Source organism: Photobacterium sp. Ph5 (genome assembly GCF_022129445.1).
GTDB lineage: Bacteria > Pseudomonadota > Gammaproteobacteria > Enterobacterales > Vibrionaceae > Photobacterium.
In genome coordinates, this window is record NZ_JADQAQ010000017.1 from 30,582 (window position 1) to 43,310 (window position 12,729).

The 12,729-nt window shown below is 39.7% G+C and carries 12 protein-coding genes; 9 read left to right on the forward strand and 3 right to left on the reverse strand.

What is annotated here, in order from left to right; genetic code table 11:
* Window positions 1-22 precede the first annotated feature (22 nt).
* From truA to purF, 6 genes are all read left to right on the forward strand, one after another.
* Window positions 23-808, forward strand: a complete 786-nt coding sequence (gene truA, locus I3259_RS08685; protein WP_107206058.1) for a tRNA pseudouridine(38-40) synthase TruA — start codon at window positions 23-25, stop codon at window positions 806-808.
* Between the two features lie 140 nt (window positions 809-948).
* Window positions 949-1,878 carry an acetyl-CoA carboxylase, carboxyltransferase subunit beta gene (accD, locus tag I3259_RS08690; RefSeq protein ID WP_238029259.1) on the forward strand — a complete coding sequence of 310 codons (930 nt, stop codon included), beginning with the start codon at window positions 949-951 and terminating at the stop codon, window positions 1,876-1,878.
* Between the two features lie 190 nt (window positions 1,879-2,068).
* Window positions 2,069-3,331, forward strand: coding sequence for a bifunctional tetrahydrofolate synthase/dihydrofolate synthase (folC, locus tag I3259_RS08695; protein ID WP_238029260.1), 1,263 nt, complete (start codon window positions 2,069-2,071; stop codon window positions 3,329-3,331).
* A 48-nt stretch (window positions 3,332-3,379) separates the two neighbouring features.
* Window positions 3,380-4,042: a cell division protein DedD gene (dedD, locus tag I3259_RS08700; protein ID WP_238029261.1), complete on the forward strand. Its 663-nt coding sequence runs from the start codon at window positions 3,380-3,382 to the stop codon at window positions 4,040-4,042.
* Window positions 4,043-4,104: 62 nt separating this feature from the next.
* Window positions 4,105-4,596 carry a colicin V production protein gene (gene cvpA, locus I3259_RS08705; RefSeq protein WP_006646399.1) on the forward strand — a complete coding sequence of 164 codons (492 nt, stop codon included), beginning with the start codon at window positions 4,105-4,107 and terminating at the stop codon, window positions 4,594-4,596.
* A gap of 73 nt (window positions 4,597-4,669) precedes the next feature.
* Complete coding sequence (purF, locus tag I3259_RS08710) at window positions 4,670-6,187, forward strand: amidophosphoribosyltransferase (protein WP_238029262.1); 1,518 nt, start codon at window positions 4,670-4,672, stop codon at window positions 6,185-6,187.
* Between the two features lie 58 nt (window positions 6,188-6,245).
* Here purF and I3259_RS08715 read toward each other — a convergent pair whose 3' ends face one another.
* Together I3259_RS08715 and I3259_RS08720 are read right to left on the reverse strand one after the other, a co-directional pair.
* Window positions 6,246-6,848 (reverse strand): Yip1 family protein, encoded by a 603-nt coding sequence (locus I3259_RS08715; protein WP_238029263.1) that lies wholly within the window; start codon window positions 6,846-6,848, stop codon window positions 6,246-6,248.
* A gap of 222 nt (window positions 6,849-7,070) precedes the next feature.
* Window positions 7,071-7,955: a LysR family transcriptional regulator gene (locus I3259_RS08720; RefSeq protein WP_238029264.1), complete on the reverse strand. Its 885-nt coding sequence runs from the start codon at window positions 7,953-7,955 to the stop codon at window positions 7,071-7,073.
* Window positions 7,956-8,271: 316 nt separating this feature from the next.
* On the opposite strand from I3259_RS08720, the gene I3259_RS08725 reads away from it, so the two are divergent.
* Window positions 8,272-9,324 carry a response regulator gene (locus I3259_RS08725; protein WP_255721141.1) on the forward strand — a complete coding sequence of 351 codons (1,053 nt, stop codon included), beginning with the start codon at window positions 8,272-8,274 and terminating at the stop codon, window positions 9,322-9,324.
* A gap of 52 nt (window positions 9,325-9,376) precedes the next feature.
* Here I3259_RS08725 and I3259_RS08730 read toward each other — a convergent pair whose 3' ends face one another.
* Window positions 9,377-10,765, reverse strand: a complete 1,389-nt coding sequence (locus tag I3259_RS08730; protein WP_238029265.1) for a peptide MFS transporter — start codon at window positions 10,763-10,765, stop codon at window positions 9,377-9,379.
* Between the two features lie 454 nt (window positions 10,766-11,219).
* Here I3259_RS08730 and rfaH point away from each other — a divergent pair, with 454 nt between their 5' ends.
* Window positions 11,220-11,717, forward strand: a complete 498-nt coding sequence (gene rfaH / locus I3259_RS08735; RefSeq protein WP_238029266.1) for a transcription/translation regulatory transformer protein RfaH — start codon at window positions 11,220-11,222, stop codon at window positions 11,715-11,717.
* Window positions 11,718-11,804: 87 nt separating this feature from the next.
* Window positions 11,805-12,710, forward strand: coding sequence for a UTP--glucose-1-phosphate uridylyltransferase GalU (galU, locus tag I3259_RS08740; RefSeq protein WP_255721142.1), 906 nt, complete (start codon window positions 11,805-11,807; stop codon window positions 12,708-12,710).
* The last annotated feature ends 19 nt before the right edge of the window (window positions 12,711-12,729 follow it).

The following is a 12,729-nucleotide window of genomic DNA, read 5'->3' on the forward strand; positions in this document are numbered from 1 at the left end:
ATTAATCGAAGTTGAATAAATTATGCGAATAGCTTTAGGTGTAGAGTACGATGGTGCTAAGTATTATGGCTGGCAACGCCAACGTGATGTAGATAGCGTACAAGAGCGTTTGGAAAAGGCTCTCTCTAAAGTCGCCAATCAACCGGTTGAAGTCTTCTGTGCAGGACGAACTGATGCTGGTGTTCATGGCACGGGGCAGGTTGTTCACTTCGATATTAATATTGATCGCAAAATGGTGGCGTGGACGATGGGCGCCAATGCTCATCTTCCTAAAGATATTGCGGTACGTTGGGCGACAGAAGTGAATGAGGATTTTCATGCTCGTTTTACCGCGACAGCACGTCGTTACCGTTACATCATTTTTAATAATGCCTTACGTCCTGCTATTTTAGGTAATGGTGTCAGCCATTATCACGGCCATCTTGATGAGAAAAAAATGCATGAGGCTGGTCAATATTTATTGGGTGAGAATGACTTTACTTCATTCCGTGCTGTACATTGCCAATCGCGTAGCCCATGGCGTAATTTAATGCACCTGAATGTCACTCGCCAAGGCGACTTCGTGATCATTGATATCAAAGCAAATGCCTTTGTTCACCATATGGTACGTAACATTACAGGTAGCTTAATTAAAGTCGGTAAAGGCGAAGAAAAACCAGAGTGGATTGAGTGGCTACTTGCGCAAAAAAATCGCACATTAGCAGGGGCAACAGCCAAAGCTGAAGGCTTGTATTTGGTCGATGTTGATTACCCGAAAGAGCACAATTTACCGCGTGTACCATTAGGTCCGTTATTCTTAGCTGATTGAGTTACAAAGGTTACCTTGATAAGGTAGTACCAGTTTTTTATCTACAGATTAGCAAGATTGTGTTTTAATCTCTGATCGTTATCCAATGAATTTGTATCTTCGGCCATTGACGGCGGAAGCATTAAGAATAAAGGTCATTCATGAGCTGGCTTGAAAAGATTCTAACTAAAAGCAACATTGTCTCTTCACGAAAAGTGTCGATTCCTGAGGGCGTTTGGACGAAATGTACCTCTTGTGATCAAGTACTGTACCATGCAGATCTTGAGCGCAATCTAGAGGTGTGCCCTAAGTGTGATCATCACATGCGTATGAAAGCACGTCGTCGTCTTGAAACTTTCTTAGACGCCGATACGCAAGTTGAGATTGCCGCAGAGCTAGAGCCGCAAGATAAGCTTAAATTCCGCGATTCTAAAAAGTACAAAGATCGTTTGTATAGCGCTCAAAAAGCCACGGGTGAAAAAGATGCATTAATCGCAATGAAAGGGGAAGTATTAGGTCTACCTATTGTTGCATGTGCTTTTGAATTCTCTTTTATGGGCGGTTCAATGGGCTCTGTCGTTGGTGCTAAATTTGTACGAGCAGTGGATGCGGCAATTGAAAATAACTGCCCATTGATTTGTTTCTCCGCAAGTGGCGGTGCACGTATGCAAGAAGCGTTGATGTCATTGATGCAAATGGCGAAAACCAGTGCGGCGTTAGAGCGTCTATCAGCGAAAGGCTTACCTTTCTTCTCTGTGTTAACTGATCCAACTATGGGGGGCGTATCAGCGTCTCTTGCAATGCTTGGTGATATCAATATTGGTGAGCCAAAAGCACTGATTGGTTTTGCAGGTCAACGTGTTATTGAGCAAACCGTACGTGAGAAGTTACCAGAAGGCTTCCAACGTAGTGAGTTCCTACTTGAACATGGTGCGATTGATATGATTGTTGATCGCCGTGAAATGCGCCAGCGTATCGCAGGCCTTGTTGCCAAAATGACCAACCAAGCGTCACCGTTAGTTGTTTCTGTTGATAGTAAGCCAGAGCCTGTTGAGACTCCTGTCCAAGCTGAAGATTCAGAAAACGTCTAATTGATTATATCGATTGATGAATATAGAAGCCGTTTAGCTTGTCGCTAGGCGGTTTTTTTTTGAGTGCGTAATACCAAGTTCTCCATTAACGTGGTGTTTAATAGAATTTATATCGTCATAGGTTTAAGTTATTTAAGATTCGATGGTAAATTATGGCTCAAGTAATTTATAAACAAGTGAATGATTTCTCATGTCAGGATTGACTGCACCACAAGCGACAGCCTCGCTTTCAACATGGCTAAAATATCTTGAGCAATTACATACCAGTGCAATCGATCTTGGATTAGATCGTGTCAAGGCTGTAGGTGAAAAGGCAAACCTAATTAAACCTGCACCTTGTGTTATTACTGTTGCAGGTACTAATGGCAAAGGTTCAACCTGTGCCATGCTAGAAGCGATTTTAATTGAAGCGGGTTATAAGGTGGGGGTTTATAGCTCTCCTCATCTTGTACGTTATAACGAGCGTGTTCGTATCAATAATAAAGAGCTTGAAGATAGTGAACACAGCAAAGCATTTTCAAGTGTTGAAGCGGCGCGTGGTGATATCAGTTTAAGCTTATTTGAATTTGGTACGCTTGCTGCGTTAACACTGTTTAAAACACATAAAGTGGATGTTGTTGTACTGGAAGTTGGTCTTGGTGGACGATTAGACGCCACTAATATTGTTGATCATGATGTTAGCGTGATCACCAGTCTTGCAATTGATCATGTTGATTGGCTTGGTGATAACATTGATGTCATTGGTTATGAAAAAGCAGGTATTTTCCGCTCTGGCAAACCGGCTATTTGCGGGCAACCTCATCCGCCAGCAACTGTTCCTGCTCACGCGGATGATATTGGTGCAGAATTACATCAGGTTGGTTATCAATTTGATTATCAAGTAGCAGATGACCACTGGAATTGGCAATGTGGTGCATTTGATTTATCTCACTTGCCTCTCCCGAATTTACCGCTCCCTAATGCAGCCACAGCCTTAATGGCTTTAGGAACCGCAGAGCTTGATATCTCGGAAGAGAATATTATTAAAGGCTTAAGTAAAGCCCAATTACCAGGACGTATGCAGCGTGTGAGTAATAACCCATTGATTATTATGGATGTCGCACATAATCCCCATTCTGCTGAGTATTTCGCTCAGCAATTAAATCGAATGAAGAAAAAAGAAAGTAAGAAGCACATTCATGCTGTTGTTGCGATGCTCCATGATAAAGATATCGCTTCGACTATCGCAATGATGAGAGATGTCGTGGATCATTGGTATCCCGCTTCTTTAACGGGGCCTAGGGCGGCGATTGCTGATGAGATATTACAGTATTTACCAACAGATTGTATGGGTTTTGATAAGCCAGAGGACGCATTTGACCAAGCGCTAACAAAAGCTAACAGCGATGATATGGTAATCGTCTTTGGCTCGTTTTACACTGTCGGGCAAATAACGAGTCATTTACGTAAATAAGTGAAAAAACACTTTATTATAAAGTGGTTAAATAGCATAGGAGTCCATGTGGCTAGCCAATTTCAAAATCGACTCATTGGTACCATCATTTTGGTAACTGTTGGCGTGATTTTTCTTCCCGATCTTTTTGATGGACAAAAACAGCATTATAAAGAGCAGTTCGCAAGTATTCCGTTACAACCTAAAATGGGTGATCAAAAGGAATTTAATCAAATTCCTAACCCTGAAACGGTAAATTCGGAGCTACCTAAAGATCCTGTTACGGTAACAGTGGATAATGGTAAAGATACGGTTTCAACATCATCAAGTGATTCTAATGAAACCTATACCGTTGAAGAAGATAAAACGTCTCAACCAGTACAACCTGTAGTGCCTGTTACGAAACCTAAACCTGTGGTAAAACCGCAATCGAAGCCTGTTGTTAAACCTGAACCTGCCGTGGTTTCTGACCAAGGGTTAAAAAATAGTGGCTGGATGATCCAACTAGGTACGTTTGGTAATTTTAAAAATGCCAGCGCACTGGTGGCGAAGTTGCGTTTAAATGGTTATCAAGCTCATTTATTACCTAAAAATGCTCAGCCAGGTCAGTATGTAAAAGTTGTTGTAGGCCCTGATCTTTCAAAAGATAAGCTTTTGGCTAAGATTGATGACTTGAATAAATTAACCGGGTTAAGTGGCAAATTGTATCAATTTAGCCCAATAAAACCTTAAGTAAACGTTTGCGTCTTCATTTTTTCTGTTAGAATACGCATCAACAAGACGAAATACACATGATGATTTGGATTGATTATGTAATTTTAGCCGTGATTGGCTTTTCCGCTTTGGTAAGTTTAATCCGTGGTTTTGTTAAAGAAGCACTGTCATTAGTTATCTGGTTTACTGCTTTTTTTGTGGCGAGTAATTTCTACCCACAACTAGCGGTTTACTTTACAAACTTTCATGATGAAATGCTTCGCAACGGTAGCGCTATTGCCGTTTTATTTATCGCAACGCTAATTGTTGGCGCGGTAGTTAACTATGTTATAGGTCAGTTGGTACAGAAAACAGGCTTATCTGGTACTGATAGGGTTTTGGGCGTAGTTTTTGGTGGGGTTCGCGGCGTGTTAATTGTTGCGGCAGTATTGTTCTTTCTCGACGCCTTTACTGGGTTTGCAAGTGCTGATTGGTGGAAACAGTCAAAACTTATCCCACAATTTGGCGTCGTCATTGAATGGTTTTTCTCCTATATAAAACACAGTTCAAGCTTCTTACCTAACATGAAATAGCGCCAAATTAATAGCAGTTACCAAGTTATTCGATTTGGTAACTGTATTTTTATGCATGACGAGGATTTTGGAAATGTGTGGTATTGTTGGAATCGTGGGCTCAACCCCGGTAAACCAGTCTATCTATGATGCACTTACTGTGCTGCAACATCGCGGCCAAGATGCTGCGGGTATTTGTACCTTAGAAAGCAATCGTTTCCGTCTGCGTAAAGCGAATGGTTTAGTGCGTGATGTCTTTGAAGCTAAACATATGCAACGCTTACAAGGTAATGTAGGTATCGGACACGTGCGTTATCCAACTGCGGGTAGCTCTAGTGCATCAGAAGCCCAACCGTTTTATGTTAATTCTCCTTACGGTATTTCACTGGCTCATAATGGTAATTTAACCAACGCAGCAGATATTCGTGAGACCTTATTTGAGCAAGCGAAACGTCATGTCAATACAACCTCAGATTCTGAGATTTTACTGAATATTCTGGCAAATCAACTTGAGCATTGTCCAAGCTATCCTATTAGTCCTGATGAAATATTTAAATCAGTCAGTGAAGTTCACCGAATTGTAAAAGGCGCATATGCGGTTGTTGCGATGGTTATCGGACATGGCTTAATTGCATTTCGTGATCCAAATGGTATTCGCCCTTTATGTATTGGTAAGCGTGAAGAGCAAGGTAAAACAGAATACATGGTAGCTTCAGAGTCAGTGGCACTTGATGCGGTTGGTTTTGATTTTGTCCGTGATATCGCGCCTGGTGAAGCCGTTTATATCACTTTTGATGGGCAATTATTTACTCAGCAATGTGCTGATAATCCACAGTTAAATCCATGTGTATTTGAGTTTGTTTACTTCGCTCGTCCAGATTCATTTATTGATAAAGTCTCTGTTTATGGTGCGCGTTTAGCGATGGGCACTAAACTGGGTGAAAAGATTAAACGAGAATGGGCAGATATAGATATCGATGTCGTTATTCCTATCCCAGAAACCTCTTGCGATAGTGCACTAGAAATAGCCCGTACGTTAGATAAACCTTACCGCCAAGGTTTTGTTAAAAACCGTTACGTGGGCCGTACGTTTATCATGCCAGGGCAGCAAATGCGTCGTAAGTCTGTGCGTCGTAAACTCAACGCTATTCGCTCTGAGTTTAAAGATAAAAATGTATTGTTAGTTGATGACTCTATTGTTCGTGGTACTACATCAGAGCAGATCATCGAAATGGCAAGAGAAGCCGGTGCGAAGAAAGTTTATTTAGCATCAGCAGCACCTGAAATTCGTTTCCCTAATGTCTATGGTATTGATATGCCAAGCGCTAATGAGTTAATTGCTCATGGCCGAGAAGTGGATGAAATTTCAAATATTATCGGTGCTGATGGTTTGATTTTTCAAGACCTACAAGATCTTGTTGATGCTGTTGCCGAAGGAAACCCTGATATTAAATTGTTTGAAACGTCAGTATTTAATGGTAATTACGTTACCGGTGACGTGAACCAAAAATACTTAGAGTATTTAGATTCACTACGCAGTGATGACTCGAAAAAACAACGTGAGATTCAGCAAGATTTAGCCAGTTTAGAGTTACATAATGAAGGCATCTAAGCCTTATATGTGAGTAAATATCGCTATAAGCCGGAGTGTAAAAACTCCGGCTTTTCTTTTAATGGATAAACTCAGGCCCAAAACCATGACTCCATAAGATAACCGATGATGTGATAATCGAAACTAACAGTACCAGTCCTGCGGTAACAATTGAACTTGCATAAATGAAACCACGTTCTTCAGGAATGTGCATTAAAATGGGTACACCGGTATAGAGTAAATACACAGAATAGGTGAGCCCTATGAGTCCTGTAAGCATTAGAAACCATAAATGTGGAAAGAGTGCTCCTATGCTTGTCATAAATAACGGTGTGGCGGTATAGGCGGCAAGTTCAACTGCTTGTGTGATAGTGGGAGATGCGCCAAAGGTTTTACTCATCCAATAGGTAAGATATGCGAGTGCTAGCACACCTGTTACCAAGGCAATATACATAGCGATAGCCATAGGTATTGCACTAGAAGCGGTAAGGAAAATAGGCTCTCCTGCGCCGATATTCCAGCCAATATAAACACTGGATATAAAAGCAAAGATTGAAGGAAGTAATGAAATAATCAAAATATGACTTAAGCAACCACTCAGTAATCCTTCATGTTTTTTATCAATAGTGCGCCATTCTTGTTTCGGGTGGGTATATATACCCCATAGGTGTCCCAGAATCATAGTACGCCCCTGTCATTATATTACGTTCAAGTTCGTTATATTATTGTTGATCGATTTTTGAGCTGTCTTATAACATTTAGTCGGGATCGGGGAGGAGTGCAAGGTTTGTAACTGTTTGTTTTTTGATGCGGGTTATTGTATTGAATGCTAGAAAAATAAAATGCCATATTAATCGATTAATATGGCATTTTTATTGAAATGTTACGCTGTTAGTAAACGTTTTTAGTGTTTTTCTAAGTCAAAGTAGTGACTTGCGAAATCAATAAATAGGCGTAGTTTTTCTGGTTGGTAATCACGGTGATTGTAAATTAAATATACATCACGTGGGTTTGCTGACCAGTTTTTAAGTACTTGGGTGACTTCACCTGCAGCTATGTATTTTTCTAACATAACATCAGGCATTAGCGTGATCCCTAAGCCAGCACAACATGCTTTACGAACAACATTAAGTTCACTTGCTTCAAAACGACCACGTTCATTAATCGTAACGGTTTCGCCGTTGTGGTTGTTTAGGCGCCAGCGTAGTAAAGGGTTACCCTTTAATAAAACATGCTCATGAAGATCTTGTGCATGTTTTGGCTCTGGATTTTTCTTTAAATACTCAGGGCTAGCAACAAGAATATCTTTTACTTCATTAATACGACGAGCGATCAGGGTTGAATCTCGTTGAGGACCAATGCGGAACATAACATCCCAGTCAGTCGGATCAAGTTGATCAGGTTCATTGCTCATGTATAGCTGAATACTAATAGCTGGATGTTCCAACATAAATGCATTCAACAAAGGTTGAAGCATTACTTTAGTTATATTGGTTGGTGCTGCAATACGTAGTTTACCCGCAGCACCTTTACATTCTTCACTAATATGTTCAGTTGTATCAAGTAACTGTTGTAGTAAAGGTGCACAGTCATGGTAGAACTTTTGACCGGCTTCAGTAAGTGACAGTTTACGGGCATGACGATTAAGCAAGCGAATATTAAGGCCTTCTTCAAGTGCTTGAATTCGACGTGTCAGTGTAGCAACTGGTACCTGGGTCTTTCTTGATGCAGCGGTATAGCTGCCATTTTCCACAACCATGCGGAATAAATTTAGATCGTCAAGTTTCATAAAAAAGTCATTATTGAACGCTTATGATGAGCAATTGTATAACAAAATGAGTCAAATGCATCTCTTTTTCTTTGTTTTGTCTATTAAAATACCGATTTGATCATGTTTGATTGGGTAAATTTACAAAAATAAAGGCTTACGATAATTTGAAGTGTATTACATAAATGAATTTATTTTCATTAAATGCTAATGAATACATATTTTTTGTGGTGTTTTTTCTATGCTTAATAGAGTCGCAAAACTTAGACAGTCTTTAAGATCTTTAATATCAGCTTGTTATGCGTCTTAAATTAAGCGTGTATTTGTGGAGGTGGTTTTGCTAGAAGGGAAAGATGTTCTCGTTGTAGAAGATGACCCAGTATTTAGAAATATGATTGTTGGCTTTCTTGAGAGCCAAGGATGCTTGGTGCAAGAGGCAGATAATGGCTTAGAAGGGCTACGCGCATTAAAGGAGCATATTCCTGATCTGTTACTTTGTGATCTCGCTATGCCTATTATGACAGGGATGGAGTTTGTTGAAGAAGTGTCTATTCAATATCCGATGATCCCAATTATTGTGATTTCGGGAACAGGCGCAATGACAGATGTTGCATTGGCATTGCGACTTGGCGTTAAGGACTTCCTAATAAAGCCATTGGAGAATATTTTAATGCTGAAGTCTTCTATGGTATCGGTATTGAAGGGACAAGACAGTGCGATACATCATCGACAAGATTTTTCTAATCGATGGTTTGTGACAACAGAAGATAGAGAGCCGGTTGAAGAAGAATTAGAGTGGCACATTAAAGATCTGCAAGATAATCCTAAGGCGGCACGTGAGTTATTAGTCGGGTTAATGCCTGAAACACAATCGACTTATGGGCGATGGCAGTTAAATTATTGTGTATTGCAATCCATTGATTCTCTCCCCGTTATTCTTGATTATACGTGGCTATTGGATGGTCAATTAGCCTTTTATCTTCTGGATACTAGCAGCGGCGATCATAATGCGACGGCAACAGCATTATTAATTCGTGCTTTTTTTAATGATTATTTGCGTAATCAAGGTAATTGTTTGGAAAGCTTGAGCCATTTAGTCTCATTGATTGAAAAAGGGATGAAGCACTCTGGTTATGCATCGCCCATTAAGGCCTTGTTTGGCGTATTTGATTTATCTGATCGATGCTTGCATATTCTTCCAGCGGGTATTGAAGCACAACTACGAACAAGTGATGATTCTTTTGAAATTTCATCCGGTGAATGGCTTGGAAGAGAGGCAAGGCACAATACGTTATCGAAGTTAGCATTGTCTCCATCAGGTGGACGTTTATCGCTAAGTCAATTGGGGCATGCTAGTTTTAGTGTGAATTTTAAAAACATCAAGATGTAAAAAAGGGCAGTGTTAGTAACACTACCCTTAAACGGATCATTATCAGTATGTATTAAGCTTCTGCTGTTTTAACTTCTACTTTTTCATCATGAGCTGATGATTCAGCACCATGCATCCAATTAATTAATGTGTTAGATAGTAATAGCAGTAATACACCGGCAATCACTGCGGTAATTGCAATACCAGAGAAGATTGCTAGAGGCCCCGCTTCACCAATACGAGAACCAATCTCACCTGCAATATAGTTAGCAATGGCGTTGGCACCAAACCATGCTCCCATCATCAGCGACGCTAAACGAAGAGGTGCAAGTTTTGTCACCATTGATAGGCCAATCGGTGATAAACATAACTCACCAATAGTATGGAAGAAGTATGCGCCGATCAGCCATAGCATAGATGTTTTAACTGTCATATCACCGCCTTGCTCAAGCGCAGCACCAATCATACAGCCAAAGCCAATGGCAAGTGAGAACATGGCCAGTGCAAACTTCACTGGTGAATTAGGCTCATTTTTGCCCATTTTTACCCAAAGAGCGGCAAGAATAGGAGCACAAATAATAATGAAAAATGGATTTAGTGATTGGAACCAAGCTGCAGGTACTTCGAAACTACCAATCATACGGTTTGTGTATTCTTGAGAATAGATATTCATCAAGCCGCCAGCTTGTTCGAACCCCGCCCAGAATACGATAACAAATGTACACATCACCATGATCACTTTTAGACGATCTCGTTCAATTTTGGTGAGTGGCTCTTTTTTGCCGCTAGCATTGTTTGCTGCATCACGAACTGCAGCTGGAACAGTACCAATATCACCAAGGTAACGTTGTGCGAAAAATAGTTGGATCAATAAGCTAAATAGCATACCGAAACCTGCACATAAGAAGCCAGCTTTCCAGCCATAAACGGCTGACGCTGTACCTGCAATAACGCCAGCAAGTAATGAGCCGATATTGATACCCATATAGAAAATAGTAAACGCGCCATCACGACGGTTATCGCCTTCTTTATAGAGATCACCCACCATGGTAGAGATGTTTGGTTTAAATAAACCATTACCAATGATCAGGAAAGTAAGACCTAAATAGAAAGCTTTTACTGCATGAGGATCAACAATACTGTGTGGGAGTGCCAGAGTAAATTGACCAATAGCCATTAATATACCGCCAATAATAATTGAGCGGCGCTGACCTAAAAAGTTATCTGCAATCCATCCACCAATTAAAGGGGTAAAGTAGACAAGGCCGGTGTAAATACCATATAGGCTTAATGCTTCTTGAGTGGTCCAGCCTAAACCGCCATCGATCGTTTTATCTGTTAAATATAAAACTAAAATAGCGCGCATGGCGTAGTAGGAGAAACGCTCCCATAGCTCAGTTCCAAATAATAGGAACAAGCCTTTTGGGTGGCCCAATAAGGTACCACTACTATTATGACTCATAGGATTCTCTATATTATTGTGATGGTGTGTTTGCTAATACCCGTAGTTTTATAAAGCACAATATATACGACTGCAAGTTTTTACATTTAAAGAACAAATGGAAAACATTTCAACTTATTGAATAATAAGTGTTTGTGCTTTATTTGTTCAAAATTGAAAAGTTAATTTTCAGTATAAATCCTATAGTGTTGTTTTTATTAACTGTAATTAACTGGTGTTTTATTTTGGTTTTTTTGGTTTTTTTGGTTTTTTTGCCTGTGATTTTTTATTGTTCATGAATGTTACAAGTTTTGCCTGTGAAATTGTTTTAAAAGTGGTTACTGACTTAGTCGTTATAAGCGAGCTGGGTTATGAGAAATATAAAATAAATGTGTTTTATCTCTAATCTGCAGCAATATAAAAAATAGCTATTTATGTATATAATGATGCTGAATTTTAATGTTTAGGATTGATGATGAAAGATTGGTATTTGCTTTATTGTAAGCGCAGTGAACAAGAGCGTGCAGTGATCAATCTGGATCGTCAAGGTGTGGATTGTTATTACCCTCAGGTAACAGTAAAAAAAGTGAGTCGAGGGAAACGGGTTGAGACAATTGAACCGTTATTTCCAAGTTATGTTTTTGTTCAATTTGATCCTGAAACGGTAAGTTATACATCGGTACGATCAACGCGTGGTGTTGCAGATTTTATTCGCTGCGGTGCAATGCCACAAAAAGTACGTGAAGAACTTATTTATAACTTAATGATGAATGAAGATAGTGAAGAGCATCAACGTTTGTTATCTATGCTGCCTCAACCGGGTGACACGTTAAAATTAGAGCAAGGTAAATTTCAAGGCCTTGAAGCTATTTATCAAGAGCCTGATGGAGAGAAACGCTCATTTATGTTAATTAATTTGTTAGGTAAGCCTGTAAAAGTGAGTGTTGAGAATACAGATCTACTTAAAAAATAATCATTTTTCTCTATAAATGAGATCTGTTTTGCATCTTTGTTAGGCATCTAATACGATTTTTATAAACATAATATATTGGAAAAAAAATTGAATACTTCATTAGTGCGTAAAGCTGTTATTCCTGTTGCTGGTTTAGGTACTCGTATGTTACCGGCAACAAAAGCTATTCCCAAAGAGATGCTTCCTATTGTTGATAAGCCGCTTATTCAACATGTAGTAAATGAGTGTGTTGCTGCAGGTATTAAAGAAATTATTTTAGTGACGCATTCATCAAAAAATTCGATTGAGAATCATTTTGATACTTCATTTGAATTAGAAGCAACATTAGAAGCGCGAGTAAAGCGTCAGTTACTTGAAGAAGTACAAGCGATTTGTCCACCTGATGTGACCATTATGCATGTACGTCAAGGCCAAGCTAAAGGTTTGGGGCATGCAGTATTATGTGCACATCCTCTTGTTGGTGATGCGCCTTTTGCTGTTGTTTTACCGGACGTGATTTTGGATGATGTTGCGAGCGATTTACGTTGCGATAATATGGCAGCCATGGTGAAAATGTTCAACGAAACTAAAGTTAGTCAAGTGATGGTTGAACCTGTTCCTATGTCTGAAGTGTCAAGCTATGGTGTTGCGGATATTAATGGTGTGGAATTACATGCTGGCGAATCTGCACCTATGACAAAAGTTGTTGAAAAACCATCGGTTGAAGAAGCTCCTTCTAACTTAGCGATTGTTGGTCGTTATATTCTTCCTGCTGAAATTTGGGCATTATTAGCGCGTACTCCTGTTGGTGCCGGTGATGAAATTCAATTAACTGACGCTATTGATATGTTAATGCAGTCTCAACAAGTGAATGCATTTCATATGTCAGGCGTAAGCCATGATTGTGGTAGCAAAATTGGTTACATGAAAGCGTTTGTTGAATACGGTATGCGCCATAATCAATTTGGTGAAGAATTTACAGTGTATTTAAAACAACTAGCTAAAAGCTTATAGCGAATGTCATAAATTGTGT

What these genes read in the sequence shown, in the direction of transcription:
- I3259_RS08715 (WP_238029263.1), bottom strand. Translation starts at nt 6,848, where the DNA reads ATGATTCTGGGACACCTATGGGGTATATATACCCACCCGAAACAAGAA.
- cvpA (WP_006646399.1), top strand. Translation starts at nt 4,105, where the DNA reads ATGATTTGGATTGATTATGTAATTTTAGCCGTGATTGGCTTTTCCGCT.
- folC (WP_238029260.1), top strand. Translation starts at nt 2,069, where the DNA reads ATGTCAGGATTGACTGCACCACAAGCGACAGCCTCGCTTTCAACATGG.
- accD (WP_238029259.1), top strand. Translation starts at nt 949, where the DNA reads ATGAGCTGGCTTGAAAAGATTCTAACTAAAAGCAACATTGTCTCTTCA.
- rfaH (WP_238029266.1), top strand. Translation starts at nt 11,220, where the DNA reads ATGAAAGATTGGTATTTGCTTTATTGTAAGCGCAGTGAACAAGAGCGT.
- I3259_RS08720 (WP_238029264.1), bottom strand. Translation starts at nt 7,955, where the DNA reads ATGAAACTTGACGATCTAAATTTATTCCGCATGGTTGTGGAAAATGGC.
- purF (WP_238029262.1), top strand. Translation starts at nt 4,670, where the DNA reads ATGTGTGGTATTGTTGGAATCGTGGGCTCAACCCCGGTAAACCAGTCT.
- I3259_RS08730 (WP_238029265.1), bottom strand. Translation starts at nt 10,765, where the DNA reads ATGAGTCATAATAGTAGTGGTACCTTATTGGGCCACCCAAAAGGCTTG.
- truA (WP_107206058.1), top strand. Translation starts at nt 23, where the DNA reads ATGCGAATAGCTTTAGGTGTAGAGTACGATGGTGCTAAGTATTATGGC.